At 73.0% G+C, this 25,672-nt stretch carries 30 protein-coding genes; 22 read left to right on the top strand and 8 right to left on the bottom strand.

Annotated elements, in window-relative coordinates; genetic code table 11:
- Positions 1-75: 75 nt before the first annotated feature.
- The gene (gene ppgK / locus NL142_RS15580; RefSeq protein ID WP_435080424.1) at positions 76-960 is read right to left on the bottom strand and encodes a polyphosphate--glucose phosphotransferase; all 885 of its coding nucleotides are present in this window, start codon (positions 958-960) and stop codon (positions 76-78) included.
- Between the two features lie 339 nt (positions 961-1,299).
- Here ppgK and NL142_RS15575 point away from each other — a divergent pair, with 339 nt between their 5' ends.
- Positions 1,300-1,974: an HdeD family acid-resistance protein gene (locus tag NL142_RS15575; RefSeq protein ID WP_237583706.1), complete on the top strand. Its 675-nt coding sequence runs from the start codon at positions 1,300-1,302 to the stop codon at positions 1,972-1,974.
- Between the two features lie 2 nt (positions 1,975-1,976).
- Positions 1,977-2,246 (top strand): hypothetical protein, encoded by a 270-nt coding sequence (locus NL142_RS15570; protein WP_194634312.1) that lies wholly within the window; start codon positions 1,977-1,979, stop codon positions 2,244-2,246.
- An 84-nt stretch (positions 2,247-2,330) separates the two neighbouring features.
- On the opposite strand, the gene purB is transcribed toward NL142_RS15570, so the two are convergent.
- On the bottom strand, positions 2,331-3,713 hold the full coding sequence (gene purB / locus NL142_RS15565; RefSeq protein WP_435080423.1) for an adenylosuccinate lyase: 1,383 nt from the start codon (positions 3,711-3,713) through the stop codon (positions 2,331-2,333).
- 13 nt (positions 3,714-3,726) lie between these two features.
- Entirely contained in the window at positions 3,727-4,254 is a 528-nt protein-coding gene (locus NL142_RS15560; RefSeq protein ID WP_012039636.1) for a low molecular weight protein-tyrosine-phosphatase, read from the bottom strand.
- Positions 4,255-4,386: 132 nt separating this feature from the next.
- Here NL142_RS15560 and NL142_RS15555 point away from each other — a divergent pair, with 132 nt between their 5' ends.
- Together NL142_RS15555 and NL142_RS15550 are read left to right on the top strand one after the other, a co-directional pair.
- A complete protein-coding gene (locus NL142_RS15555; RefSeq protein ID WP_435080422.1) occupies positions 4,387-4,713 on the top strand; it encodes a hypothetical protein in 327 nt (108 codons plus the stop codon).
- Positions 4,710-6,068: a hypothetical protein gene (locus NL142_RS15550; RefSeq protein ID WP_435080421.1), complete on the top strand. Its 1,359-nt coding sequence runs from the start codon at positions 4,710-4,712 to the stop codon at positions 6,066-6,068. The genes NL142_RS15555 and NL142_RS15550 overlap by 4 nt, the downstream gene beginning before the upstream one ends.
- 8 nt (positions 6,069-6,076) lie before the next feature.
- On the opposite strand, the gene NL142_RS15545 is transcribed toward NL142_RS15550, so the two are convergent.
- Positions 6,077-6,472 carry a phage holin family protein gene (locus tag NL142_RS15545; protein ID WP_435080420.1) on the bottom strand — a complete coding sequence of 132 codons (396 nt, stop codon included), beginning with the start codon at positions 6,470-6,472 and terminating at the stop codon, positions 6,077-6,079.
- Positions 6,473-6,542: 70 nt separating this feature from the next.
- Between NL142_RS15545 and NL142_RS15540 the strand changes: the two genes are divergently transcribed.
- The 13 genes from NL142_RS15540 to NL142_RS15480 all read left to right on the top strand — a co-directional run bounded on the left by NL142_RS15540 (position 6,543) and on the right by NL142_RS15480 (position 17,994).
- Positions 6,543-7,658 (top strand): pyridoxal phosphate-dependent aminotransferase, encoded by a 1,116-nt coding sequence (locus NL142_RS15540; RefSeq protein ID WP_435080419.1) that lies wholly within the window; start codon positions 6,543-6,545, stop codon positions 7,656-7,658.
- 9 nt (positions 7,659-7,667) lie between these two features.
- Complete coding sequence (locus NL142_RS15535; protein ID WP_435080418.1) at positions 7,668-8,780, top strand: thiamine pyrophosphate-dependent dehydrogenase E1 component subunit alpha; 1,113 nt, start codon at positions 7,668-7,670, stop codon at positions 8,778-8,780.
- 86 nt (positions 8,781-8,866) lie between these two features.
- Positions 8,867-9,832, top strand: coding sequence for an alpha-ketoacid dehydrogenase subunit beta (locus NL142_RS15530; RefSeq protein WP_194684547.1), 966 nt, complete (start codon positions 8,867-8,869; stop codon positions 9,830-9,832).
- Positions 9,833-9,872: 40 nt separating this feature from the next.
- Positions 9,873-11,273, top strand: a complete 1,401-nt coding sequence (locus NL142_RS15525; RefSeq protein ID WP_435080417.1) for a dihydrolipoamide acetyltransferase family protein — start codon at positions 9,873-9,875, stop codon at positions 11,271-11,273.
- 69 nt (positions 11,274-11,342) lie between these two features.
- On the top strand, positions 11,343-12,296 hold the full coding sequence (locus tag NL142_RS15520) for a metal ABC transporter solute-binding protein, Zn/Mn family (RefSeq protein WP_435080416.1): 954 nt from the start codon (positions 11,343-11,345) through the stop codon (positions 12,294-12,296).
- Complete coding sequence (locus tag NL142_RS15515) at positions 12,293-13,168, top strand: metal ABC transporter ATP-binding protein (RefSeq protein ID WP_435080415.1); 876 nt, start codon at positions 12,293-12,295, stop codon at positions 13,166-13,168. Before NL142_RS15520 ends, NL142_RS15515 begins: the two co-directional genes overlap by 4 nt.
- A complete protein-coding gene (locus NL142_RS15510) occupies positions 13,165-14,091 on the top strand; it encodes a metal ABC transporter permease (RefSeq protein ID WP_435080414.1) in 927 nt (308 codons plus the stop codon). Before NL142_RS15515 ends, NL142_RS15510 begins: the two co-directional genes overlap by 4 nt.
- Positions 14,088-14,537 carry a Fur family transcriptional regulator gene (locus NL142_RS15505; protein ID WP_194684066.1) on the top strand — a complete coding sequence of 150 codons (450 nt, stop codon included), beginning with the start codon at positions 14,088-14,090 and terminating at the stop codon, positions 14,535-14,537. Before NL142_RS15510 ends, NL142_RS15505 begins: the two co-directional genes overlap by 4 nt.
- Before the next feature lie 214 nt (positions 14,538-14,751).
- On the top strand, positions 14,752-14,988 hold the full coding sequence (rpmB, locus tag NL142_RS15500) for a 50S ribosomal protein L28 (RefSeq protein ID WP_012039624.1): 237 nt from the start codon (positions 14,752-14,754) through the stop codon (positions 14,986-14,988).
- Positions 14,988-15,155 (top strand): 50S ribosomal protein L33, encoded by a 168-nt coding sequence (gene rpmG, locus NL142_RS15495; protein ID WP_011187086.1) that lies wholly within the window; start codon positions 14,988-14,990, stop codon positions 15,153-15,155. Before rpmB ends, rpmG begins: the two co-directional genes overlap by 1 nt.
- A 2-nt stretch (positions 15,156-15,157) precedes the next feature.
- Positions 15,158-15,463, top strand: coding sequence for a 30S ribosomal protein S14 (gene rpsN / locus NL142_RS15490; protein ID WP_012039623.1), 306 nt, complete (start codon positions 15,158-15,160; stop codon positions 15,461-15,463).
- A gap of 131 nt (positions 15,464-15,594) precedes the next feature.
- Positions 15,595-15,882, top strand: a complete 288-nt coding sequence (locus tag NL142_RS15485; RefSeq protein WP_043583695.1) for an HU family DNA-binding protein — start codon at positions 15,595-15,597, stop codon at positions 15,880-15,882.
- 132 nt (positions 15,883-16,014) lie between these two features.
- A complete protein-coding gene (locus NL142_RS15480) occupies positions 16,015-17,994 on the top strand; it encodes a bifunctional copper resistance protein CopD/cytochrome c oxidase assembly protein (RefSeq protein ID WP_435080413.1) in 1,980 nt (659 codons plus the stop codon).
- Positions 17,995-18,027: 33 nt separating this feature from the next.
- Here the strand turns inward: NL142_RS15480 and NL142_RS15475 are convergent, their stop codons facing one another.
- On the bottom strand, positions 18,028-18,702 hold the full coding sequence (locus NL142_RS15475; RefSeq protein ID WP_435080412.1) for a DUF998 domain-containing protein: 675 nt from the start codon (positions 18,700-18,702) through the stop codon (positions 18,028-18,030).
- Between the two features lie 176 nt (positions 18,703-18,878).
- Between NL142_RS15475 and NL142_RS15470 the strand changes: the two genes are divergently transcribed.
- Positions 18,879-19,562 carry a hypothetical protein gene (locus NL142_RS15470; RefSeq protein ID WP_194684072.1) on the top strand — a complete coding sequence of 228 codons (684 nt, stop codon included), beginning with the start codon at positions 18,879-18,881 and terminating at the stop codon, positions 19,560-19,562.
- Positions 19,555-19,845 (top strand): transcriptional regulator, encoded by a 291-nt coding sequence (locus NL142_RS15465; protein WP_194667332.1) that lies wholly within the window; start codon positions 19,555-19,557, stop codon positions 19,843-19,845. The genes NL142_RS15470 and NL142_RS15465 overlap by 8 nt, the downstream gene beginning before the upstream one ends.
- Before the next feature lie 81 nt (positions 19,846-19,926).
- Here the strand turns inward: NL142_RS15465 and NL142_RS15460 are convergent, their stop codons facing one another.
- The gene (locus NL142_RS15460) at positions 19,927-20,931 is read right to left on the bottom strand and encodes an iron-siderophore ABC transporter substrate-binding protein (protein ID WP_435080411.1); all 1,005 of its coding nucleotides are present in this window, start codon (positions 20,929-20,931) and stop codon (positions 19,927-19,929) included.
- Between the two features lie 102 nt (positions 20,932-21,033).
- Between NL142_RS15460 and NL142_RS15455 the strand changes: the two genes are divergently transcribed.
- Genes NL142_RS15455 through NL142_RS15445 form a run of 3 tightly spaced genes read left to right on the top strand, consistent with a single transcriptional unit; the run spans position 21,034 to position 24,072 of the window.
- Complete coding sequence (locus tag NL142_RS15455; protein WP_435080410.1) at positions 21,034-22,092, top strand: FecCD family ABC transporter permease; 1,059 nt, start codon at positions 21,034-21,036, stop codon at positions 22,090-22,092.
- Positions 22,089-23,195 (top strand): FecCD family ABC transporter permease, encoded by a 1,107-nt coding sequence (locus NL142_RS15450; RefSeq protein ID WP_435080409.1) that lies wholly within the window; start codon positions 22,089-22,091, stop codon positions 23,193-23,195. Before NL142_RS15455 ends, NL142_RS15450 begins: the two co-directional genes overlap by 4 nt.
- 19 nt (positions 23,196-23,214) lie before the next feature.
- A complete protein-coding gene (locus tag NL142_RS15445) occupies positions 23,215-24,072 on the top strand; it encodes an ABC transporter ATP-binding protein (RefSeq protein WP_435081610.1) in 858 nt (285 codons plus the stop codon).
- 24 nt (positions 24,073-24,096) lie between these two features.
- Here NL142_RS15445 and NL142_RS15440 read toward each other — a convergent pair whose 3' ends face one another.
- A complete protein-coding gene (locus NL142_RS15440) occupies positions 24,097-24,525 on the bottom strand; it encodes a VOC family protein (RefSeq protein ID WP_435080408.1) in 429 nt (142 codons plus the stop codon).
- 114 nt (positions 24,526-24,639) lie between these two features.
- Positions 24,640-25,659, bottom strand: a complete 1,020-nt coding sequence (locus tag NL142_RS15435; protein ID WP_435080407.1) for a hypothetical protein — start codon at positions 25,657-25,659, stop codon at positions 24,640-24,642.
- Positions 25,660-25,672 lie beyond the last annotated feature (13 nt).

Genomic DNA, 25,672 nt, shown 5'->3' with positions numbered 1-25,672 from the left:
GCAGACCGGCGCGGATGCGGCCGCGGCGGGCCCGATGCGGCCGCGGCGGGCCCGATCGGACGCGGCCGCGCCGGATCAGTCCGGGGCGACGCCCGCCCGGTGCGCGAGCAGCGCGGCGCCGACCAGTCCGGCGTCGTTGCCGCGGCTTGCCGCGATGATCTCGGTGTCGAGGTGCAGGAACGCCGAGAAGCGCGCGAACTCGTGCGCTGCCGCTCCGCCCACCACGATGAGGTCGGGCGACATGATCGACTCGAGGTGGCGGTAGTACCGTTCCAGCCGCGCCGCCCACGCCTCGAAGGTCAGCCCCTCGCGCCGGACGGCGGAGAACGCGGCCTGCATCTCGTAGTCGCCGCCGTCGATGTGGACGTGGCCGAGCTCGCTGTTCGGGATGAGCGTGCCGTCGTGCAGCAGTGCCGTGCCGATGCCGGTGCCGAGCGTCGTGAGGATCACGAGGCCGCCGCGGCCCTGCAGCACGCCGTACTCGAGCTCGGCCACCCCGGCGGCGTCGGCGTCGTTGACGGTGAGGACGTCGATCCCGCTGCGCTCCCGGATCGCGGTGCGCGCGTCCATGCCGAGCCAGCGGTCGGAGATGTGCGCGGAGGAGCGCACGATGCCGTCCCGCACGATGCCGGGCACGCCGACGCCCACGGGCAGGTCCTCGTCGGGCGTCAGCTCGAGCACGATCTCGGCGATCACGTCCGCGATGTCCTCGGGCTCGCCGCCGACGGGCTTCGCGACGGTCATGCGCTCGGTGAGCCGGATCCCCGTGGTGACGTCGACGATCCCGGCCTTGAGCGTCGTGCCGCCGATGTCGATCCCGAGGGCCAGCCGGTCGCGTCGGGCCAGCGCCTCCGCTGCGCCCTCGGGGGCGGCGACGACGGCGCGGTCGACGGGGATGAACCCGCCGGTGGCCCGGCCGCTCTCGGAGGCGGGCCGCGGCGCGGTCTCGGGCTGGGGCACGGCGGGGCCTCTCGGTTGCGGTTCGCGCCTCGCAGGTTGCGGGGCGCCGGTTGGGCGGGTGCGCGGCGGACGGGCGCGGATCGGGCGGGCCCGACCCGCGGATCCCGGGCCGTCGGCCGCGGGACCGACGCGGCTCAGAACGCCCGGTTCGCGTAGACGATCCCGCAGGCCACGCCGACGGCGCAGACGACCGCGAGCCCGACGACCGCGCCGACCGCCGCAGCGGCCAGACGGGGGAGGGGACTCGTCACGTATCGAGCCTAGGCCAGCTCGCCGGGGCCGCCATCGCGGGCCGCGGCCGAGCATCCGCCCAGGAACCCACCGAGTAGGCTGGCCCGGATGGAGAGAGAGGCTGCCGTGTCCGAGGACGAGCTGACGTTCCGGGCGGCGTACTGGCCCGTGCTCCTCCTGCGCGCACTGCCCGCCCTCGCGCTCGCCGCGTTCATCACCTTCTCGACCGACCACTCGCCGTCACTCGGCCTGGTGGCGTTCGGCGTCTTCGCGATCCTCTCCGGCCTGATCACCGCGGGCCTCGGCGCCCGGACCCTCCGCGGTCCCGCCGCGCGCCTCCGCACGAGCGCCGTCGCGCAGGGCGCGATCACCGTGGTGGCGGGCATCGCCGCCCTCCTGGCCCGCGACGGGGGCGTCCTCGTCCTCCTCTACGCCGTCAGCGTCTGGGCCGTCGTCACCGGGTTCCTGGAGCTCGTCGCCGGCCTGCGCTCGCGCGGCCGCGTGCCGGGCGCCACCGACGCGATCACCGCCGGCGCGCTCACCGTCGTGCTCGCCGTCGCCTTCCTCCTGGTGCCGCCGGACCTCGTCGTCCAGTACGGCGGGGTCGAGCAGCGCGAGGGCCAGCTCACCGCGCCCGTCGTGGCCGTCGGCCTCCTGGGCGCCTACGCGGCGATCGTCGGGGTCTTCCTGGTCATCGCCGCCCTGAGCATGAAATGGGGCACCTCCACGCCCACCGCGACCTCCGCGGCGGACGCCCCCCGGACCACCGAGAGCGCGAGCTGACCGTGACTTCCAACATCCGCAAGGACCGCATGCGCCCCGCCGAGCTGCTCGGTATCGCCGCGGCCCTCGCCGCGTTCGTGGGCCTCATCGTGGGGCTCAGCACCAGGCCCGCCGACGCCCAGGGCTGGACGGTCGTGGTCGTGTTCACGGGCGTGGCCTTCATCGGCGCCCTCGTGATGCTCGCGATGCTCGCCCTGTCGTTCAAGCCGAACCGCGACGAGCTGCAGGACATGGACGACCAGGACCACCCGGATCGTCCCACCCGGCACTGAGCCCGCGTGATCCGTTCCGGCCCGATCCGCGTCCGCTGACGCGCCTCGGGACCCTCGCCGCGGCGAGGGCCCCGACCGACCGGGTCAGAGGATGTGGTCGACCAGCTGCGACGCCAGCCCGGCGTACCCGGCCGGGGTCAGCTCGAGCAGTCGCGCCTTCGCCTGGTCCCCGATGTCGAGCCCGGAGACGAACGCGCGCATCTCGTCGCGGCCCACGCGCTTGCCGCGCGTGAGCTCCTTGAGCACCGCGTAGGGGTCGCTGATGGAGCTGCGCCCCGCGACGATCTCCGCCCGGATGACCGTCTGGATGGCCTCGCCGAGGATCTCCCAGTTGGCGTCGAGGTCGGCCGCGAGCAGCGCGCGGTCGACGTCGATCTCGAGAAGACCTCGCCCGATGTTGTCGAGCGCCAGCAGCGAGTGCCCGAGCGCGACGCCGACGTTGCGCTGCGTCGTGGAGTCGGTGAGGTCGCGCTGGAGCCGGGACGTGACGAGCGTGGACGCGAGCGAGTCGAGCAGCGCGTCCGACAGCTCGAGGTTCGCCTCCGCGTTCTCGAAGCGGATGGGGTTGATCTTGTGCGGCATCGTCGACGAGCCGGTGGCCCCGGCCTGCGGGATCTGCCGGAAGTACCCCATGGAGATGTAGGTCCACACGTCCGTGCAGAGGTTGTGCAGCACCCGGTTGACGTGGGCGATGCGCGTGTACAGCTCGGCCTGCCAGTCGTGCGACTCGATCTGCGTGGTGAGCGGGTTCCACACGAGCCCGAGCGACGTGACGAACGCGCGGGACTCGGCGGGCCAGTCGACGTCCGCGTCGGCGGCGAGGTGCGCCGCGAACGTGCCCGTGGCGCCGCTGAACTTGCCGAGCACCTCGACGTCCTCCACATCGGCCCGGAGGCGCTCGAGCCGGTGCACGAACACCGCGAGCTCCTTGCCGAGGGTCGTGGGCGTGGCCGGCTGCCCGTGCGTGCGCGACAGCATGGCGTCGTCGCGGAAGAGGAGGGCCCGCTCGCGGAGCGCGCCGATGACGGAGGCCAGCTTCGGCAGCCAGACCTCGCGCACGGCCCGGTCGATGACGAGCGCGTAGGAGAGGTTGTTGATGTCCTCGCTCGTGCACGCGAAGTGGGTGAGCTCAGCGACGTGCGCGAGGCCGAGCTCCTCCAGGCGGTCGCGCACGAAGTACTCGACGGCCTTCACGTCGTGCCGGGTGACGGCCTCGACGCGGGCGAGCGCGTCGATCTGCTCCTGCCCGAAGCCCTGGACGACCTCGCGCAGCGCCGCCTTCTGCGCGTCCGTGAACGGCGAGGAGGAGAGGAGCGACCGGTCGGTGAGGTGGATGAGCCACTCGATCTCGACGTGGATGCGCGCCCGGTTGAGGCCCGCCTCCGAGAGGTGCTCGCCGAGCTCGGTGACGACGGGGGCGTAGCGGCCGTCGAGGGGGCTCAGCACCTGCGGGGGCAACGGGCTCATGCGGGGGGATCTCCTAGCTGGGGGGACGGATGCCGGGCTCCACCTGCGCGAGGAGGGCCCGGGCGGCTCGCTCTATCATCCCAAGAACCCGATCGAACATCGCCGCGTCCGTGTAGTACGGGTCGGGCACGTCCCGCAGGTGGGCCTGTGGAGGATCGAACGACAGCAGCAGGTGGATCTTCGCCCGGTCCGCCTCCGTCCGCGCCCACTGGCGCAGCGTCCGCTCCTGGCCGCGGTCGAACACGACCACCAGGTCGAGGTCGGGCAGCGTGTCCGGGTCGAACTGCTTGGCGCGGTGCGCGGATCCCGACAGGCCGCGGCGCTCGAGCGCGGCGAGGGTGCGCGCGTCCGCCTGCTCGCCCACGTGCCAGTCGCCCGTGCCGGCGCTCGTCACGGAGACGCGGTCGGCGTGCCCGGCGCGCTGCACGAGGTCCCGGAACACGACCTCCGCCATCGGGGAGCGGCAGATGTTGCCGGTGCAGACGAAGGCGATCCGGAAGACGGGTGGAGCCGTCGCGGCCGGAGAGTCGGGGGCTCCCATGCGCTCATTCTGTCGGCTGCGGTCCCTCCCCACACCCCCGTATCCCTCCTCCGTCCCCCGAGGCGGCATCCGGACGGCCTGCTGTCCTCGCCGCGGCGCACGATGCGGGCGGACGGGAGAGGACGGGACGCGATGCAGGAGCAGCCGGGTGGATGGGGCGCGGGCGGGGGCGATCCGCTCGGAGCGACGGGTCGGGAGAGCGGCAGCACACCGGGCCAGCTCCGCGCCGAGGCGCTGACGCGCGCGCATGCGCTCGCCGCCATCGCCGACGCGGTGACGGAGACGCACCGCGGCATCGCCTCCTGCCGGGACGACCCGTCGTGGTCCGGACGCGCGCACGACGCGTTCGTCGGCGCCCTCGACGACCTCGCCGGTCGCGTCGCGGTCGCCGGGACCCTGCTCCACGACGCGCAGCCGGCCGCCGGTTCGGCACCCGGCTGCCCCGGAGCGCACGCGTGACCGCGGTCGCGGGGCTCACCGTCACCGAGGGAGGCGGCACCGAGGTCGAGACGGACGACCTGACGCGCATCGCCGCGCGCCTCGACGACGCGGGCGGGCGGCTGGACGACCATGCCCGCGCGCTCGCCCTGCCGCCGCTGGTCGCCACGATCCTGGGCGATCACGACGTCGGCCTCGACGCCCCGCGCGGCCTGCTGGCGTCCGCCGCACACGATGCGCGGGCGCTCGCCGCCGACCTGCGGCGCATCGCCGCCGAGTACGCGGATGGGGAGCGGGACGTCGACCGCTGCGTGCGCGCTGCCTCCGGCGGCGATGCGACGGACGCGGCTCACCCGTCCCCGGGCGGCATCAGCGACGAGCTCGCCCGTGTCGGGCCCGACGGGGCGCGGCTGCTGGGTCTCGGCAGCATGCTCGCCCTCCGACCGGACGGACCCGGGCGGATCATGCTGCCCGCCGTCATCCGTGACGCGGTCGCGGACATCGCGGCCGCTGCCACGCGCTTCCTCTCGGACCGCCCGGCCGGCGACGACGGCGTCCGCGCGACGACCGCGGGTCTCCTGGCAGCGCTGGGTGCCGTCGGCGTCCTGCGCGACGCGCCGGCGGCCGTCCACGTGCGCCGTGACGTCGTCCGACCGGCGCCGGCGAGCTTCGCGGACCTCGCCGACCGGATCCCCGACCCGGTGCCCGGTTCCCCGCAGATGCGCGTCGAGGAGTACCGGGCGCCGGACGGGGGCCGCCGCTTCGTCGCGTACCTCGGCGGCATGGTGACCCTGGATCCGCGCACCGGGCGCGAGGACTTCGGCCCCGCCTCAGCCGCCGCCGCGCTCGCCACCGAGGACGGGTCGGCCGTGCGCGCGGCCCGCGCCGCGCTCTCCGAGGCCGGCGCGACCGCGGACGACGAGGTGTACGTCGTCGGCTACTCGATGGGCGGTCTCCTCGCGCGCTCGGTGGGTGACGGACCGGGGTTCCACGTCGCACACGAGCTGACGTTCGGCTCCCCGGTCGGGCAGCTGCCGATGCGCCAGGGGATCGACGGCGTGGCGGTGGAGCACACGGACGACCCCGTCCCCGCGCTCGGGGGCGTGCGCCCGTCCGACGGCGACGCGGGCGACGACGTCGTGGTGCGCGCGCCGGCCTTCGCTCCGACGGCCCACGCCGGCCCGCTCGACGCGCACGATCTGGGCACCTACCGGGCCACCGCGGCCGAGATGGACGCCTCGCGCTCCCCGCACCTCGAACGGGCACGCGACGAGCTCCACGGCTTCCTGGACGGGACCACGCCGGTCGCCTCCCACCTCTACCGGGCGGAACGGCCGGCCCATGCCGCGTCAGGCTCCTCGGGCGGCGGGATGTGATGCCCGGGTCACGCCCTCGCGGTCACCGGTCGGAGCACGAGGCCCACCAGCCAGCTGAAGAACGCCATGAGCAGCGCCCCGAGCACGCCCCACCAGAACCCCTCGACCGTGAGGCCGAAGCCGAGCGCGTCGGAGATGGCGCCGACCAGGAGGAAGAGCAGCCCGTTGACGATGAGCGCGATGAGGCCGAGCGTGAGGATGTAGAGGGGGAACGCGACGATCCGGATGGCCGTGCCGATGACGCCGTTCACGACGCCGAAGATCGCGCCGAGCAGGAGGTAGGTGAGCACGGTGGCCGTGGTGTCGCCCGGCTCGTAGGCGGTCACGATGGTGCCGGAGACGATGAGCGTGGTGAGCCAGAGCGCGACGGCGTTGACGACCACGCGGACGAGGAATCGGGGCATGCTGCGATCCTCGCAGACACCGTCCCCGCGGACCATGGGCCGGGCGGCGACCCGCCCCTAGAATCGCCCGGTGATCCCCGAACCCGCGCCCCTCGACGCCGCCGCCCCCGTGAGGCTCCGTCCCGCCATCGCGGCCATGGTCGCCTACCGCCAGGGCAAGCCCGCCGGGGAGGACGACTTCAAGCTCTCCAGCAACGAGAACCCGTTCGATCCGCTGCCGTCGGTGCTCGCGCGCATCGACCAGGTGCGCGACGTGAACCGCTACCCCGACGCCGGCGCGACCCTGCTGCGCACCGCGCTGGCCGAGCGCTTCGGCGTCACGGTCGACCACGTGCACGCGGGCGCGGGATCCGTGGCGATCCTCTCCCAGCTCATCACCGCGGCCGCCGGCCCGGGCGACGAGGTCGTGCACGCCTGGCGCTCCTTCGAGGCGTACCCCACCCTCATCACGGTCGCCGGCGCCACGGGCGTGCCGGTGCCGAACCTTCCCGACCACTCCCACGACGTCGACGGCATGATCCGGGCGCTCACCGACCGCACGCGAGTCGTCATCGTCTGCACGCCGAACAACCCCACGGGCACGCTGGTGACGCAGGAGGACCTCGAGCGCCTGCTGGCCGCCGTCCCGCGCGACGTGCTCGTGCTGCTCGACGAGGCCTATGGCGAGTTCGTCGCGCCGGAGCATGCCCTCGACGGCATGTCCCTCCTCGCCGACCACCCGAACCTCGTGGTCCTCCGCACCTTCTCCAAGGCGTACGGGCTCGCGGGCCTCCGCATCGGCTACGCGGTGGGCCGCCCGCGGATCCTCGACGCCGCCCGGTCCGCCGCCATCCCGCTCTCCGTCACCGGACACGCGCAGCACGCGGCGCTCGCGTCGCTCGAGCACGAGGACGAGCTCCTGGAGCGCGTGGCCGTCCTCGCGCGCGATCGCGACGAGGCCTGGCGCGCGCTGACCGAGCAGGGCTGGGATGTCCCGCGACCCCACGGCAACTTCGTCTGGCTGGCCACGGGCGCCGAGACCGCGGAGGTGGAGGCGCAGCTCGCGGCCGCCGGGCTCGTGGTGCGCGCGTTCGCGGGCGAGGGGATCCGCGTCACCATCGGCGAGCCCGCCTCTGTCCGGAAGCTACTGAACGCGTCGGCGGGAATTGTCCGGGAGCTGCCGGAGGGCCACCCGGTGCGCCGGTAGGTTGGGACGATGCCGGAAAGCGATGTGACGGTCCAGCTCCTGACCCCCGCGGGCGAGCTCGCACCGAGCGACTCCGCCGAGGAGTTCCTCCCGTACTTCGAGCGACTCACGGAGGACGACCACCGCGGCTTCCTCCGCGACATGCGCCTCACGCGGGCGTTCGACCTCGAGGCCACGAACCTCCAGCGCCAGGGCCACCTCGGCCTCTGGGCGCCGAGCACCGGTCAGGAAGCGGCGCAGGTCGGATCCGGTCGGGCCACGCGCCCGCAGGACCACGTGTTCCCGGCCTACCGCGAGCACGGCGTCGCGCTCATCCGCGGCATCGACCCGGTCGACATCGTGCGCCTCATGCGCGGCGTCACCCACGGCGGCTGGGATCCGGCGGTGGGCAACTTCCACCTCTACACGCTGGTCATCGGCTCGCAGGCGCTGCACGCCACGGGCTACGCGATGGGCGTCGCGTTCGACGGCGACGTCGCCACCGGGGATCCTGACCGCGACACCGCCGTCATCGCCTACTACGGCGACGGCGCCACCAGCCAGGGCGACGTGAGCGAGGCGTTCGTCTTCGCCGCGAGCTTCCAGACCCCGCAGGTCTTCTTCCTGCAGAACAACCACTGGGCGATCTCCGTGCCGGTCTCCACGCAGTCGCGCACGCCGCTCTACCTCCGCTCGCGCGGCTTCGGCGTGCCGAGCACGCAGGTCGACGGCAACGACGTCTTCGCGAGCTACGCCGTCACGGCCAAGCACCTCGACGACGCGCGCAACGGCGGCGGCCCCTCCTTCATCGAGGCGCTCACGTACCGCGTCGGCGCGCACACCTCGAGCGACGACCCCACGAAGTACCGCACCGACGACGAGCTGCAGGGCTGGGTCGCGAAGGACCCCATCGCCCGCCTCGAGGCGTACCTCCGGGCGCAGGGCGCGCCGCAGTCGCTCTTCGACGGGATCGACGAGGAGGCCAAGGACCTCGCCGCCGACGTCCGCCGCCGCACCATCGAGCTGACGAGCCCGGCGCTGCCCGGCATCTTCGACCACGTCTACTCGGAGCCGCACCCCGTCACGGCGGAGCAGCGCGAGTGGCTCGAGCGCTACGAGGCGTCCCTGGAGGGGAACCGATGACCGACACCATCGACCGCGCGGCCACCCCCGCCGGATCCGACGACGCCGCCACGCGCGGCACGGGAGCCGCCGCCGGCATCGAGAGCATGCCCATGGCCAAGGCGCTCAACGCCGGCCTCCGCCGCGCGCTCGAGGACGACGACAAGGTCCTGCTCATGGGCGAGGACATCGGCCCGCTCGGCGGCGTCTTCCGCATCACCGAGCACCTGCAGCGCGACTTCGGCGACCGCCGCGTCATCGACACCCCGCTCGCCGAGTCCGGCATCGTCGGCACGGCCATCGGCCTCGCGATGCGCGGCTACCGGCCCGTGTGCGAGATCCAGTTCGACGGCTTCATCTACCCGGCCTTCGACCAGATCACGAGCCAGCTCGCCAAGATCACCAACCGGCATGAGGGCGCCATGCGCATGCCCGTCGTGATCCGCGTGCCGTACGGCGGCCACATCGGCGCCATCGAGCACCACCAGGAGAGCCCCGAGGCGTACTTCGCGCACACCCCCGGCCTCCGTGTCGTGAGCCCGAGCACCCCGCACGACGCCTACTGGATGATCCAGGAGGCCATCCGGAGCGACGACCCGGTCATGTTCTTCGAGCCCAAGGCCCGCTACCGGCCGAAGGGCGAGGTCGACTTCTCCGCTCCCGGGATCGGACTGCACGAGAGCCGCGTCGTCCGCTCCGGCACCGACGTCACGCTCGTCGGGCACGGCGCCATGGTGGCGATGCTGCTGCAGGCCGCCGAGCTCGCGGCCGAGGAGGGCACGAGCGTCGAGGTCGTCGACCTGCGCTCGCTGTCGCCGGTGGACTACGGCCCCATCCTCGAGTCCGTCCAGCGCACCGGCCGCCTCGTCGTCGCGCAGGAGGCGCCCGGTCACGTGTCGGTCGGGTCCGAGATCGCGGCGACCGTCACCGAGCGCGCCTTCTACTCGCTCGAGGCGCCGGTGATCCGCGTCTCCGGCTTCGACGCCCCTTTCCCTCCCGCGAAGCTCGAGACGCTGTACCTCCCGGATGCCGACCGCATCCTCGAGGCCGTCGACCGCTCGCTCGCCTACTAGACGCCCGCCGCCCCCGCGGCACGGAGAAGAGGACCGCACGATGGCTGATTCCGAGTTCACCCTGCCCGACGTGGGCGAGGGCCTCATCGACGCCGAGATCGTCTCGTGGCGCGTGCAGCCGGGCGACCAGGTGGCGCTCAACCAGGTGATCGTCGAGATCGAGACCGCCAAGTCGCTCGTCGAGCTGCCCAGCCCGTTCGAGGGCACGGTCTCCGGCCTGCTCGTGCAGGAGGGGCAGACGGTCGAGGTGGGCACTCCCATCATCGCGATCGCGCAGGGTTCGCCGAGCCTGTCAGCGCCGGCCGAGACGCCCGCCCAGATGGCGCTGCCCGGCGAGACCGTGATCGAGGACGACACGGCCATCGAGAACCGCGAACCGGCTCCCGCGCCCGCCGCCGAGGAGACCTCCGGCGCCGTGCTCGTGGGCTACGGCACGGTGGGCAAGGTCGCGAGCCGTCGCCGTCGCGCCGAGCCGGGCGACGCCGCTCCGGCCGCCCGCCACGCCGTGCGCCCCGGCGCGCAGGCCGGCGCCCCGGTCACCCGCGCCCCGCGACCCGACTCGGTGCCCGCCGCGTCCGCCGTGCCGATCATCGCCAAGCCCCCCATCCGCAAGCTCGCGAAGGACCTCGAGGTCGACCTGGCCGAGGTCGAGGCCACGGGGCTCGTCGGCGAGATCACGCGCGAGGACGTCATCCGCACCGCGCAGCAGGCGAGCGTCTTCAAGAACATCGAGACGCCCGAGTGGCCGGATGCACGCGAGGACCGGATCCCCGTGAAGGGCGTCCGCAAGGTCATCGCCGCGGCCATGGTGCAGAGCGCGTTCCAGGCGCCCCACGTGAGCCTGTTCGTCGACGTCGACGCCACCCGCACGATGGAGTTCGTCAAGCGCCTCAAGGCGTCCACCGACTTCGCGGGCGTCAAGGTCTCGCCGCTGCTCATCATGGCGAAGGCGATGATCTGGGCGGTGCGCCGGAACCCCACCGTCAACTCCTCGTGGACCGACCAGGAGATCATCGTCCGCCACTACGTGAACCTCGGCGTGGCCGCCGCGACGCCGCGCGGACTCGTGGTGCCGAACGTCAAGGAGGCGCAGGCCATGTCGCTGCTGGAGCTCGCCCGCGCGCTCGAGCAGCTCACCCTCACGGCGCGCGACGGCAAGACGAGCCCGTCGGACATGAGCCAGGGCACGATCACGATCACCAACATCGGCGTCTTCGGGATGGACACCGGCACGCCGATCCTGAACCCCGGCGAGGTCGCGATCGTCGCGCTCGGCACCATCAAGCAGAAGCCGTGGGTCGTCGACGGCGAGGTGCGTCCGCGCTTCGTCACCACCATCGGCGCGAGCTTCGACCACCGCGTCGTCGACGGCGACGTCGCGAGCCGCTTCCTGGCGGACGTCGCGAGCATCATCGAGGAGCCGGCGCTGCTCCTGGAGTGAGGCGCCTGGCCTCCACAGCGGGGGCGGAGTGGTACTGATACCGGTTATCAATACCGTATCGTCGGATCCATGAACCGTCGCCCCCTCACCGCCCTGCTCGCCGTCTCGCTGCTCGCCGTCCCGCTCGCGGGCTGCGCCTCCGGATCCGCCACCCCCGCCGCGGACGCGTCGTCCTCCGCGTCCGGCGGCGGCACGCTCGAGGTCGTGGCCTCGACCGACGTCTACGGCGACATCGCGCAGCAGATCGGCGGCGACGACGTGAAGGTGACGTCGATCATCGACAGCCCCGACAAGGACCCGCACGAGTACCAGGCCACCTCGCGCGACCAGCTCGCGCTCTCCACGGCCGACGTCGTGATCCAGAACGGCGGCGGCTACGACGACTTCGTCGACACCATGATCAAGGCGCTCCCGGGCGGCAAGAGCCCCGTCCTCCTCAACGCGGTCGACATCTCCGGCTTCGACCAGAAGCCGGCCGAGGGCGAGCTCAACGAGCACGTCTGGTACGACATGCCCACGATGAAGAAGCTCGCCGAGGAGATCGAGCAGGCGTTCTCGAAGGCCGACAGCGCCGGTGCCGCCACGTTCGCGGCGAACGAGCAGGCCTTCACCGCGAAGCTCGACGGAATCGCCGCGGCCGAGGCGGCCGCGAAGCCGGCCGGCACCGGCAAGGGCGTCGCGATCACCGAGCCGGTGCCGCTGTACATGACGAGCGCCATGGGCCTCGAGAACCGCACGCCGGACGAGTTCAGCGAGGCCGTGGAGGAGGGCACCGACGTGCCCGCCGACGTGCTCAAGGAGACGCTCGCGCTCTTCGCCGAGAAGAAGGTCGCGGCGCTCGTGTACAACTCGCAGACGACGGGTGCCACGACCGACCAGGTCGTCGCCGCCGCGAAGGCCGCCGGCATCCCGGTCGTGCCCGTGACGGAGACCCTCCCCGCCGATCTGCCCGCGGGCAGCGGGTACGTTGAGTGGATGACCGAGAACGTCGACGCCGTGGCCTCCGCGATCCGGGGATCGTGACCGGCGCACCCGTCCTGAGCCTCCGGGACGCGACGCTCGCGTTCGGCTCGCGCACCCTCTGGAGCGGACTCGACCTCGACGTGGCGCCCGGCGAGTTCGTCGCGGTGCTCGGCCCGAACGGATCCGGCAAGACCAGCTTCCTGAAGTCCGTCCTCGGCGCCCAGCGCCTCACGTCGGGGGAGATGCGCTTCCTCGACGAGCCGGTGCGCCGCGGTGCGCGGCGCATCGGCTACATCCCGCAGCAGAAGCTCATCACCGCGGCCACGCCCGTGCGGGCGCGCGACCTCGTCGGCTTCGGCGTCACCGGCCACCGCTGGGGGCTGCCGATCAGCCGGCGGGCCGAGCGGGCCCGGGTCGACGAGCTGCTCGACGCCGTGGGCGCCACCGCCTACGCGGACGCGCCGGTCGCCACCCTCTCCGGCGGCGAGCAGCAGCGGCTGCGCGTGGCCCAGGCCCTGGCGTCGGATCCGCGGCTCCTCCTCTGCGACGAGCCGCTCCTCAGCCTCGACCTCGGGCACCAGCGTGTGGTCAGCGAGCTGATCGACCGGCACCGCAGGGAGACCGACGCGGCGGTCGTGTTCGTCACCCACGACGTCAACCCGGTGCTCGACATGGTCGACCGGGTGCTGTACCTCGTGGGCGGCAGGTTCCGCATCGGCACGCCCGACGAGGTCCTCGACTCCGAGGTGCTGAGCTCGCTCTACGGAACGCCCGTCGACGTGGTGCGCGTGCGCGGCCGCGTCGTCGTGGTCGGCGCCACGGACGATCCGCACGGCCACCACTCGCACGACGACGAGGACCACGAGGAGCACGGCGACCACGGGCCGCACGGCGTGCGCGAGGCCGCCCCCGCCGACGGGAGGGCCGCGTGATCCACCTGCTCGCCGACGCGGGCGACGTCTGGTCGCGCCTGTTCGACTTCTCCGACTACGGCGCGCTCGTCGCGCTGCTGCGGAACAGCATCATCGCGGGCGCCGTGCTCGGCGTCGTCGGCGGCCTCATCGGCGTCTTCGTCATGACGCGCGACCTCGCCTTCGCGGTGCACGGCGTGAGCGAGCTGTCGTTCGCCGGAGCGGCGGCGGCGCTGCTGCTCGGCGTGAACGTCGTCGGCGGATCCCTGGTCGGCTCCCTCATCGCGGCGATCGCCATCGGCGTGCTCGGCACGCGTGCGAAGGACCGCAACTCGATCATCGCCGTCATCATGCCGTTCGGCCTGGGCCTCGGGATCCTGTTCCTCGCCCTCTACGACGGCCGCGCCAGCAACAAGTTCGGCCTGCTCACCGGGCAGATCGTCTCGGTCGACAACCCGCAGCTCGGCTACCTGGTCGGCATCAGCGCCGTCGTCATCGTCGGCCTAGCGGTCATCTGGCGGCCGCTCATGTTCGCGAGCGTCGACCCCGACGTGGCGGCAGCCCGCGGCGTGCCGGTGCGCCTGCTCTCCATCGTGTTCATGATCCTGCTCGGGCTCGGCACGGCGGTCTCCATCCAGATCGTCGGCGCGCTGCTCGTGCTCTCGCTCCTCGTGACCCCGGCCGCCGCCGCCATGCGCGTCTCGTCCACGCCGCGCGTGGTGGTCTCGCTCAGCGTGCTGTTCGCGCTCGCGAGCATCGTGGGCGGCGTCATGCTCGCGCTCGGCAGCAGCATCCCGATCAGCCCGTACGTCACGACCATCTCGTTCACGATCTACCTGGTCTGCCGCGGCGTCGACGCCCTCCGCGCGCGCAGCGGCACGTCGGGTGGGACGCGTACCCTGACGGGGCGGGGAGGATCGCCCGCCGGGAGGGCACGGGCATGAAGCGGAACACGTGGCAGCGCGAGGCCGTCCGGCAGGCGCTGGACGCATCGACGGAGTTCGTGAGCGCGCAGCGCCTGCACGCGCGCCTGCACGACGCGGGATCCCCGATCGGGCTGGCCACCGTCTACCGCGCGCTCGGCGACCTCGCCGCCGAGGGCGACGCCGACTCGCTGCAGTCGCCTGACGGCGAGGCCCTCTACCGCACGTGCGCCACGGGCGGCCACCACCACCACCTCATCTGCCGCGTCTGCGGCAAGACGGTGGAGATCGCCGCCGACGAGGTCGAGTCGTGGGCGCACGACGTCGCCGCGCGCAACGGCTTCACGGCACCGAGCCACGTGGTCGACGTCTTCGGCCTCTGCGCTGAGTGCACGCGCCGGGCGGCCGAGGCCGCGTCCGCCGAGGGGTCGGCGTCGACGACGGCGGAAGCCCCCGCATCCGCATGATCCCGGGCCCTCGGCTTGCGTCCGGGCGTGTCGTCGCGTAATCTCGACCTTTGGCCGAGCGGCTCATCCGCTCGCATGTGCGCCCAGTGCCCCTCTCGAGGGGCAGCGCCCCTCCTGAGGGGCGGATCCCCCTCTCTCGAGATCCGGGGACGGGCGTGCCGACAAGAAATCTTGGGTAGGGCGGTCTCGCCCTACGGTACCTACGGAGGAAACCATGGCAGCAACCTGCCAGGTGACCGGCGCCGTCCCCGGCTTCGGACACAACATCTCGCACTCGCACAGGCGCACCAAGCGCCGCTTCGACCCGAACGTGCAGAAGAAGACGTACTACGTCCCCTCGCTGCGTCGCAACGTCAAGCTCACGCTCTCCGCGAAGGGCATCAAGGTCATCGACGCCCGCGGCATCGAGTCCGTCGTCAAGGACATCCTCGCTCGTGGGGTGAAGATCTAATGGCCAAGCAGCAGGACGTCCGTCCGATCATCAAGCTCCGCTCGACGGCTGGCACCGGGTACACCTACGTGACCCGCAAGAACCGCCGCAACAACCCCGACCGCCTCGTGCTGAAGAAGTACGACCCGGTCGTCCGCAAGCACGTCGACTTCCGCGAGGAGCGCTAAACATGGCCAAGAAGAGCAAGATCGCCCGCAACGAGCAGCGCAAGGTCATCGTCGAGCGGTACGCCGCGAAGCGCCTCGAGCTGAAGAAGGCCCTCGTGGACCCGAACGGCACCGACGAGAGCCGCGAGGCGGCCCGCGCCGGCATCCAGCGCCTCCCGCGCGACGCCTCGCCCATCCGCGTGCGCAACCGCGACGGCATCGACGGTCGCCCCCGCGGCAACCTGTCGAAGTTCGGCATCTCCCGCGTGCGCTTCCGTGACATGGCCCACCGCGGCGAGCTTCCGGGCATCACGAAGTCCAGCTGGTAGGTTCCAAGCGGCCGTACGGCCGAACGGACCGCTGATGGCCTCTTCGGCTCGCACGGTCCGCTGACGTAGACAGATCCCATCCACCACACGGCCGCTCGCGAAGAACGGCACCAGGTCCGAGGAGGACACCAATGGCTGACAAGTCACTCAACCGCACCGAGCTCGTTGCCGCCGTCGCCGCGGAGTCGGGCCAGAGCCAGGCCGCCGTCAACGGCGTGCTGGACTCGCTCTTCTCCATCGTCTCGACCAACGTCGCCGACGGCGTGAAGGTCACGATCCCGGGCTGGGTCGCGTTCGAGCAGACGGCTCGCGCCGCGCGCACCGGTCGCAACCCGCAGACGGGTGAGCCCCTCGAGATCAAGGCGTCCAAGGGCGTCAAGGTCTCCGCCGGCAGCAAGCTCAAGGCCGCCGTCAAGTAGTCCTCCTCACCACACGCCCAGCGGGGGCGCCGACTCCGGTCGGCGCCCCCGCTGTGTCGTTCCCGGCCGGTCGCGCGGGTGCCGACGGCCGCCAGCCGCCCGTCAGGACGGGCGAGTTAGGCTGATCCCCTCATGCCCAGACTCCTCCGCGTCGCGGGGCCCGCCGCCCTCCTCATCGTCGCGTTCCTCTCCCTGCTGGCCGCCCTCGCCATCGGCGGAGGCGCCGCCCCGCAGCTGCTCGAGGACGCCGGGCCCGTGGTCCGCTACGGCCTGCCCGCCGCGAAGATGATGGTGAACATCTCGGCGGCCACGGCCATCGGCGCGCTGCTGCTCGCGGCCTTCGCGCTGTCGCGCCAGCGCCCGGAGTACGGCCGCGCGCTCGACATCGCGGCCGCCGGTGCCGCCCTCTGGACGGTCGCCTCCGCGATCACCGCGTTCTTCACCTTCCTCAGCGTCTCGGGCACCGCATTCTCGTTCAGCGCGGAGTTCGGGACCAGCCTCGGCCTGGTGCTCACGCAGATCTCCGTGGGCCAGGCCTGGCTCGCGACCACGCTGATCGCCGCGACCGTCACGGTGCTGTGCTTCGCGGTCCGCAACCACACCGCCATCGCGTTCGTGCTCGTGATCGCGGTCGGCGGCCTCGTGCCCATGGCGCAGCAGGGCCACGCGGGCGGCACCGAGGGCCACGACGCGGCGGTCAACGCGCTCGGCCTGCACCTCGTGTTCGCGGCGATCTGGCTGGGCGGCCTCCTCACGATGGTGCTGCTGCGGTCGAAGCTCGACGGCGACCGGCTCGTGCCGGTGCTGCGCCGGTACTCGGCGGTCGCGCTCGTGTGCTTCGTGGTCGTGGCGGCGTCCGGGTACGTGAGCGCGGAGATCCGCGTCGGCTCGCTCGACCGGCTGCTGACCGCGTACGGGCTGCTGGTGCTGATCAAGGTCGCGGCGTTGCTCGCGCTCGGACTGTTCGGCGCCGCGTACCGGCGCGTGCTCATCGGGCGGCTCGAGGAGCGCGGATCCGCGGCGCGCGGGCCGTTCTGGTGGCTCGTCACCGCGGAGCTCGCCTTCATGGGAGTGGCGTCCGGCGTGGCCGCGGCGCTCGCCCGCACGGCGCCGCCCGTGAGCCAGGTCGTCGCGACGCAGCTGCCGGATCCGACGCCCGCCCAGATCCTCACCGGCGAGCCGCTGCCGCCCGAGCTGACGCCCATGCGCTACCTCACCGAGTGGAACTTCGACCTGCTCTGGATCCTGCTGTGCGCGTTCGGGATCTTCTTCTACCTCGCCGGGGTGCACCGCCTCCGGAAGCGCGGCGACGCCTGGCCCCTGCACCGCTCGATCCTCTGGGTCGCGGGCATGATCGGCCTCTTCTACATCACCAACGGCGGCGTGAACGTCTACCAGAAGTACCTCTTCAGCTCGCACATGCTGGCGCACATGGTGCTCGCCATGGTCATCCCGCTGCTGCTCGTGCCGGGCGCTCCGGTCACGCTCGCGATGCGCGCCATCCGCAAGCGGCAGGACGGCAGCCGCGGGGGTCGCGAGTGGATCCTCATGGCCGTGCACTCCCGCTTCGCGTCGTTCGTGGGCCACCCGATCGTGGCGGCCGTGCTGTTCGCCGGCTCGCTCCTCGTCTTCTACTACTCGCCGCTGTTCAGCTGGGCCACGACCGACCACATCGGGCACCAGTGGATGATCGTGCACTTCCTCATCGTCGGGTACCTCTTCACGCAGAACCTCATCGGAGTGGACCCGATGCCGGTGCGCCTCGCCTACCCGATGCGCCTGCTGCTGCTGCTCGCGACCATGGCGTTCCACGCGTTCTTCGGCCTCTCGCTCATGACCGGTACCGGGCTGCTGCTCGCGGACTGGTTCGGCGCGATGGGACGGCCGTGGGGCGAGTCGGCGCTGGCGGACCAGCAGGCGGGCGGCGGCATCGCGTGGAGCATCGGCGAGATCCCCACGGTGATCCTCGCGATCGTCACGGCCATCATGTGGAGCAAGAGCGACAAGCGCGACTCCGTGCGGTACGACCGCAAGGCCGACCGCGACGGCGATGCCGAGCTCGAGGCCTACAACCGCAACCTCGAGGCGCTGCAGGCGGCCGAGCGGCGCTGATCCGGGCCGGCGGCAGGCGACGGGCGCCGTCGTTCAGTCGCGCGGGCTCCCGCGGCGGCGGCGCGAGGCGGCGACGAGCACGGTGATGCCCGCCATCAGCTCCCACGCGGTGACGGTGTAGACGGATCCGCGCTCCCAGATGCCGTCGATGTCCGACCCGCCGAGCGTCTGGAGCAGGGCGAGCGCGATGAGGCCGACGACGCCCAGCGCGACGCTCGCGACGCGGAAGGTCCGCGCGGCGCCGATGCGGCCGGATCCGAGGCCCGCCACGATCGAGGCGGCGTTGCCCGCGATGATCGCCATCCCGGCGCCGACCACGTGCATCCAGCCGATGCCGCTCGCGTCGCTCGACGCGCTGCCGTGGATGAGGCCGACCACCGTGATCCCGACGGCGTGCACCACGGCGAGGGCGAGGAAGGCGCGGCGGGGGCCGGCGCGGAGCGCACGGGTGGCGATCACGGCGGCCACGAGGTAGAGGACGCCCTGCAGGATGAAGCCCGCGTTCATCACCGCGGAGAGCGGGGAGTCGATGGCGCGGCCCTGGAAGACGGCGACGTCGGGGACGCCGAGGTCGCTGATGTAGTTGGCGGAGTAGCTGTAACCGGGGAAGGCGGACGCGGCTACGCCCTCGGTGCCGACGTAGACGGCGGCGGCGGCGATCCAGGCGATGCCGGCGGCCGCGGGGATGGGGGCGGTGCGGGTGCTCATGGGTCTCCTTCGACGTCGGACCCGGGGAGGATCGGTCTCATCGATGATGACGGACGCCGAGGCCGGAGATGGCCGCATCATCCTGCGGGATGCCATTGACACGGCAAAGCAGTTTGCGTTACAAAGTATTCAGGGCGGGAGCCCGGCGGGCGACGGTCGTCCGAGGAGAGGCGCACATGGACACGACGATGCACGAGGACGCGGTCGACGACGACGGGCCCGCGCCCGACCCGCGCGAGATGCGCGCGCTCATGGAGGACCAGCGGCGGGTCGCGGTCGACGCGCAGACCTCGTTCGTCTGGAAGATGGAGGTGTGCTGGGGCGTCGCGTGGATCCTCGGGTACACGGCCATGTGGCTCATCGACGGTTCGGACGCGGTGAGCCTGCCTGCGCCGGTGGCCGTCGGGATCTTCGCGGGGTCGATCGTGCTGTCGAGCATCGTGAGCATCGTGCTCGGGATCCGGAACGCCCCGGGTGTGGAGGCCTCGCCCCAGTCCGCGTGGCAGGGACGCGTCTACGGGATCAGCTGGTCGGTGGCGATGATCTCGGTCTACGTGCTCGGCATCGGCCTCGCGTTCAACGACGCTCCGGACCACCTGCTGGCGATCTTCTACACGTCGGGCTTCGCGTTCGTCGCGGGGCTCATGCTGCTGTCGACCGCCGCGCTGTTCTCCTCGCGCTCGTCGCTGCTGCTCGGGTCGATCCTCGTGGTCGCGGCGATCGCGGCGCCCTTCTTCGGCTACCCGGGCAACTACCTCGCGATGGCCGTGCTCGGCGGTGGCTCGTACCTCGTCACGGGGATCGCGCTGGCCGTGATGAGCGCCCGTGCCCGCCGCTCGCTGCGAGCCCGCCTTGGCTGACCTCGATCCCGTGATCCACGCGCAGGCCCGGCTCCGCATAGTGGCGTCGCTCGCGACGCTCGACGCGGGGGAGGCGCTGTCCTTCCCGCGGCTGCAGGAGATCCTCGACATGACGGCCGGCAACCTGTCGACGCACCTCAGGAAGCTCGAGGATCCCGGCTACGTCGAGGTGCGGAAGACGCACGAGGGTCGGCAGCCCGTGACGTACCTGGCGCTCACCACGGTGGGCCGCCGCGCGTTCGAGGACTACCGGCGGGCGCTCACGGCGATGCTCGAGACGTAGCTCGGGAGGCACCGGGCTGCCGAGACGACGAGGGCCCGCCGCGCTGCGTGCGCGACGGGCCCTCGGGGGTGCGGATCCGGATCAGCTCGTGGCGGTCTCCAGCAGCGGCACGAGCTGGTCGAGCGCGTACCCGGTGGAGAGCGTGGTGCCGATCGAGTAGGCCGACGAGACGTCGCCGTCGAGGACGATCGAGTGGCCGGCCGCGACCGCGGGGATCGCCTGCCACAGCGGGTCGTCGGTGATGACGGACTTGTCGATGAAGATCGGGAACGCCACGATCACGTCGGCGTCGAGCAGGTCGAGCTGCTCGGAGGAGACGTCGACGGAGAAGCCGCCGGCGTTGACGGGGATCCCCGCGATGGTCGGGCTCTGCTCGAAGCCGAGCTTCTCGAGGAACGCGACGCGCTCGCTGCCCTCGGCGTAGGCGCCCCAGCCCTCGCTGGTCTTGGTGGCGGCGGTGGCCGTCTTGCCCTTCCAGTCCGGGTGCGCGGCCTCGACCTGGTCGAAGCGCTGGTCGACTGCGTCGAGGAGGGCGTCGCCCTGGTCCTCGCGGCCGAGGGCCTCGGCGACCATGTCGACCTGGTCCTCCATGTCGGTGAGGTAGCTGTCGGCGCCCTCGGGCACGCCGATGGTGGGCGCGATCTGCGAGAGGCGGTCGTAGCGGGCCTGGTCGCCCGAGCCCTTGGTGTCGAGGATGAGGTCGGGCTTGAGCGCCGCGATCGCCTCGTAGGAGGGCTCGAGCGTCTCGATGATCTGCGGCTTCTGCGTGTAGAGGCCCTGCGCCCACGGGCCGACGCCGTCCGCGTCGGCGCCGAAGCCGAGCCAGTCGGACGCGCCGACGGGCTGGACGCCGAGGGCGAGCGCGGTCTCCGCGTCTCCCCAGCCGAGGGCGACGACGCGCTTGGGCTCGCTCGGCACGGTGACAGCGCCGAACTTGGTGTCGACGGTCGCGGGGAAGGCGCCGGTGGCGGATCCGGACGCGGGCGGAGCCGAGGCGCCCGGGTCGGAGGAGGCGGTGCATCCGGTGAGGGCGAGCGTCGCGACGGTGAGCGCGACGAGGGCGGAGCCGGTGGTGGGGAACCTCATGGTGCGGGGCCTCTCGGGTGTTCGGGTGCGGGCTGACGGACCGGTGTGGATCCCGTCAGGCAAGGGCAGCCTAACCTAAGGGCACGGTAGGATCATCGGGCCATGTCGCTCCGGGTCCTCGCGCGCGCCTCCGCTCCCGACGCCCCCGAGGGCCGGGCGCGGAGCGGTCCGTCACGCGCAGCGGGCCTGCTGCTCGCGCTCGGCGTGCTCGTGCTGGCGACGCTCGCGAGCATCGCGATCGGGTCGCGCGACATCCCGCTCGGCGCCGTCGTCGACGCGCTCGCCGGCCGGCCGCGCGACCCGGCCGAGCTCGTCGTGATCACCGACCTCCGCGTCCCACGCACCCTCGTCGGCCTCGCCGCGGGACTCGCGCTCGGGGTCGCGGGCGCGCTCATCCAGGCCGTCACGCGGAACCCGCTGGCGGATCCCGGCATCCTCGGCGTCACCGCGGGCTCGGCCTTCGCGGTCGCCATCGCGACGGGCGTCCTCGGCGTGACCGCCGTGAGCGGTTACCTCTGGTTCGCCTTCGGCGGGGCGCTGGTGGCGGCCGTGGTGGTCTACGTCGTGGGATCCGCGGGGCGCGGCGGCGGGGATCCGGTGCGCCTCACGCTGGCCGGCGTCGCCCTCGGCGCGGTGCTCGCGGGCATCACCTCGGGCATGCTGCTGGCCGACCCGCAGGGCTTCAGCGCCATGCGCGCGTGGGAGTCGGGCTCGCTGCAGGACCGCGGCTGGGACGCCCTCCTGCCGGTCGCGCCCTTCCTCGCGGCGGGCGTGCTGCTCGCCGCCCTCATCGCGCGGAGCCTCGACGCGGTCGCGCTCGGCGACGACCTCGCGCGGTCCCTCGGCGCGAACGTGGTCGTGGTGCGGGCCGTGGCCGTCGTCGCCGTGACGCTGCTGGCGGGCGGGGCGACCGCGATGGCCGGGCCGATCGCGTTCGTGGGGCTGATGATCCCGCACATCGCGCGCTGGATCGTGGGGCCTGACCAGCGCTGGATCCTCGCGTACACGATCGTCCTCGCGCCCGTGCTGCTGCTCGCCGCCGACATCGTGGGCCGGATCGTGCTGCGGCCGGCCGAGCTGCCCGCCGGGATCGTGACGGCCGTGCTGGGCGCGCCCGTGCTGATCCTGCTCGTCCGCCGGCAGAGGGCGTCGGCGCTGTGAGCGCGCCCGCCCGCGCCGGTCGCCGCCCCGACGCGACCCGATCAGGGGCGACCCGACCCACCGCGGTCCGCCCCGCCCGCGTGGCCGGGACCATCCGCCTGCCCGTGGTGGGGATCCGCCTGCAGCGCCGCGAGGTGCTCGTGGGGGCGGCGCTCGCCGTCGCGACCGTCGTCCTCGCGCTGGTGGCTCTCGGCACCGGCGACTTCCCGCTGTCGGTGCCCGAGGTGATCCGCGCGATGGCGCTCCCCGACGGCTCGTTCGCGTCCACCATCGTGCTCGAGTGGCGCCTCCCGCGCGTGCTCGCCGCGCTCGCGTTCGGCGCGGCGCTCGGGGTCGCGGGCGCCGTGTTCCAGTCGCTCACGCGCAACCCGCTCGGCTCGCCCGACATCATCGGCTTCTCGACGGGCTCGTACACGGGCGCGCTGATCGTCACGACGCTCGCCGGCGCGACCTTCCTGCCCACGGCGGTCGGCGCGCTCGCGGGCGGGCTCGGCACGGCGCTCGTCGTCTACCTGCTCGCGTACCGTGGCGGCGTGCAGGGGTTCCGGCTGATCATCACGGGCATCGCCGTCACCGCCGTGCTGCACGGGGTCAACACCTTCCTGCTGCTGAAGGCCGGCACCGAGGTCGCGATGGCCGCCTCGATCTGGGGCGCAGGATCCCTCGCGCTCGTCGGCTGGGACCGCGCGCTGCCCGCCTTCGTCGCCCTCCTCGTGCTCGCGCCGGCGATCCTGCTGCTCTCCGCGCCGCTCCGGCAGCTCGAGCTCGGCGACGACGCCGCTCGAGCCCACGGCGTGCGGGCCGAGCCGACGCGCCTGGCGCTGCTGATCCTCGGGGTCGCCCTCACGGCGATCGTGACCGCTGCCGCAGGCCCCATCGCGTTCGTCGCGCTCGCGGCCCCGCAGATCGCCCGACGCCTCACCCGGAGCGCCGGCCTGCCGCTCGTGCCGGCCGCGCTCACGGGCGGCCTGCTGCTCCTCGCCGCCGACTTCGCCGCCCAGCACGCGCTGCCCGGGACGGTGCCCGTGGGCATCGTCACGGTCGTCGTCGGCGGCGCCTACCTGATCGCGCTGCTGATCCGCGAGGCGTCCCGCCGTGCCTGACGCCGCCGCCCCCGACCCGATGGGAGATCCACCCGTGGACGACACCGCCACCGACACCGCCACTGCCGCGCCCGCCACCGCCGCGCCCACCGCGCCGCGCCTCCGGGTCGAGGGCGTCACGCTCTCCTACGACCGGCGGGTGATCTCCGAGGGCCTCGACGTCTCCGTGCCCGACCGCTCCTTCACGGTCATCGTCGGCCCGAACGCGTGCGGCAAGTCGACCCTGCTCCGCGCCCTGTCGCGCCTGCTCGCGCCCACCGCGGGCGGCGTGCTCCTCGACGACCGGCCGCTCGGCTCGTACCGCGCCAAGGAGGTCGCGCGGATCGTCGGCCTCCTGCCGCAGAGCGCCATCGCGCCCGACGGGATCACGGTGGCCGACCTCGTGGCGCGCGGCCGCTTCCCGCACCAGAACCTCATCCGCCAGTGGACCCCGACCGACGAGGACGCCGTGCAGGAGGCCATGGCCGCCACGGGCGTCGCCGACCTCGCCGCCCGGCACGTCGACGAGCTCTCCGGCGGTCAGCACCAGCGCGTGTGGGTCGCGATGGCGCTCGCGCAGCAGACGCCCGTGCTGCTGCTCGACGAGCCGACGACGTTCCTCGACATCGCCCACCAGATCGAGCTGCTCGACCTCCTCGCCGACCTGCACCGCGACGGCAGCACCATCGTCGCCGTGCTGCACGACCTCAACCACGCCGCGCGCTACGCCGACCACCTCATCGTGATGAAGGACGGCCGCGTCGTCTCCTCCGGCGCCCCGCGCGACATCGTCACCGCCGAGCTCGTCGAGGAGGTCTTCGGCCTGCCCTGCCTCGTGATCGACGACCCCGTCTCGCACACGCCGCTCATCGTCCCGCGCGGCGGCCGCTGGGACTGAGACCGGCGACCCGGCGGCGCGGGATCAGGCGTCGGCCGGCGGGGAGGCCTGCGCGATCGACACCATCCAGTCGATCCCGTACCGGTCCGTGCACATGCCGAACCGCTCGCCCCACGGCGCCAGCTCGAGCGGCAGCACGACGGTGCCATCGGCCGTGAGCGCGTCCCACCACCCGTCGAGGACGGCCGCGTCGTCGCCCGAGAGCGAGAGCGTGATGGCGGATCCGCTCGGCACGCCCATCGACGCCGGGGTGTCCGACGCCATGAGCACGAAGCCCGCGCCCGAGTCCAACCGGCCGTGCATGACCTTGTCGGCCTCGGCGGGGTCCGGGGCCATGCCGCCCTCGGCGAAGGTCGTCGTCGTGAGGCCGCCGCCGAAGATCCCCTGGTAGAAGCGGAGCGCGTCGGCCGCCTGGTCGCGGAAGGACAGGTACGGGGTCATGATCGCGGACATGGGGGCGCTCCTCGGGTGACGGATCCCCGCGGTCGCACGGACCCTGTTGCGTCCCGATCCTGGCCCTGCCGCGTCCGCACCGCACCGTGACGCCGGGGGAGGGTGCCGGAGCGGCTACAGCCCCTGGATCCGCACGCCCGTCGTGTCGTCCACGCTCACGCGCCAGCCCACGCTGAACGGCACGTCCTCGTCGAGGTCCTTCACGCTGCCGTCGTAGAGGGAGCGGACGGGGACCTCGATGTGCGCGGTGCCGACGGTCGACGGCACCACCCAGTCGAGTTCGGCGGGGTCGTCGCTCGCGGGCTGCAGGGTGATCTGCGGCATGGCCGTCATGCTCCACACGGGCGGCGCGGTGATCCGGTCGCGGATCGTCTTCCCGAACGGGCAGCCCGACGGGAAGAGCACGGCCTGCGTCGTGCACTCGGTGAGGTACGCCTCGACCTCCGACTGCACGGAGGCGACGAGCTCGTCGGTCGGCTCCGCGTCGACGCGCGCGGGGACGACGCTGCCCGGCTCCGTGACGGCGACCTCGGCGTCCGCCGCCTGGAGGTACTCCGACGCGTGGTCGAGCGCGAGGGACGCGGGCGCGAGCACGAGGTAGGTGGATCCGGCACCCGCTGCCGTCTCGCCGCCCGGCGTCGCGGAGACGGCCACCCCGTTGGCGGTGAACGTGGACGCGTGCCGCAGCTCGAGGTCGATCGCCGCGACCGGGCTCGTCGCGAACTCCCACCGGGCGAAGAGGCCGAGGGCCGCGGGGGTCTCGCGCACGCGGAACTCGGTGGATCCCGGCCCCGACGGCAGCGTGTAGGAGTACGTGACCGCGCGCTCGCCGCCGCCCGCGGGCTCGTCGGACACGAGCTGCACGTCGGCGAGGCCGGGCAGCGCGCGGGCGTCGAGGAGGGCGCGGCTGCCGTCGTCGGGCAGCACGACGCCGGGCGTGGCGAGCGCGTCGCGGCTGTCCTCGCGTGCCAGCGCGTCGAGGTAGGAGCGCACGAAGCCGTGGGCGCTGTAGGTGCCCTGGTTGAGCGCGGCGACGGTGCCGAGGAACGCCCCGACGAGGAGCGCCGCGAGGAGGGACCAGACGACGACGGCCCGACGCAGCTCGCCGCGCGCATCGACGGCGGGGCTCGGCATGCGGATCATCCTA

This window comes from Clavibacter quasicaliforniensis, assembly GCF_051201715.1.
Taxonomy (GTDB): Bacteria; Actinomycetota; Actinomycetes; order Actinomycetales; family Microbacteriaceae; genus Clavibacter; species Clavibacter seminis.
Note: the sequence above shows the minus strand (reverse complement) of the source record. Positions and strands in the feature narration are given on the sequence as shown.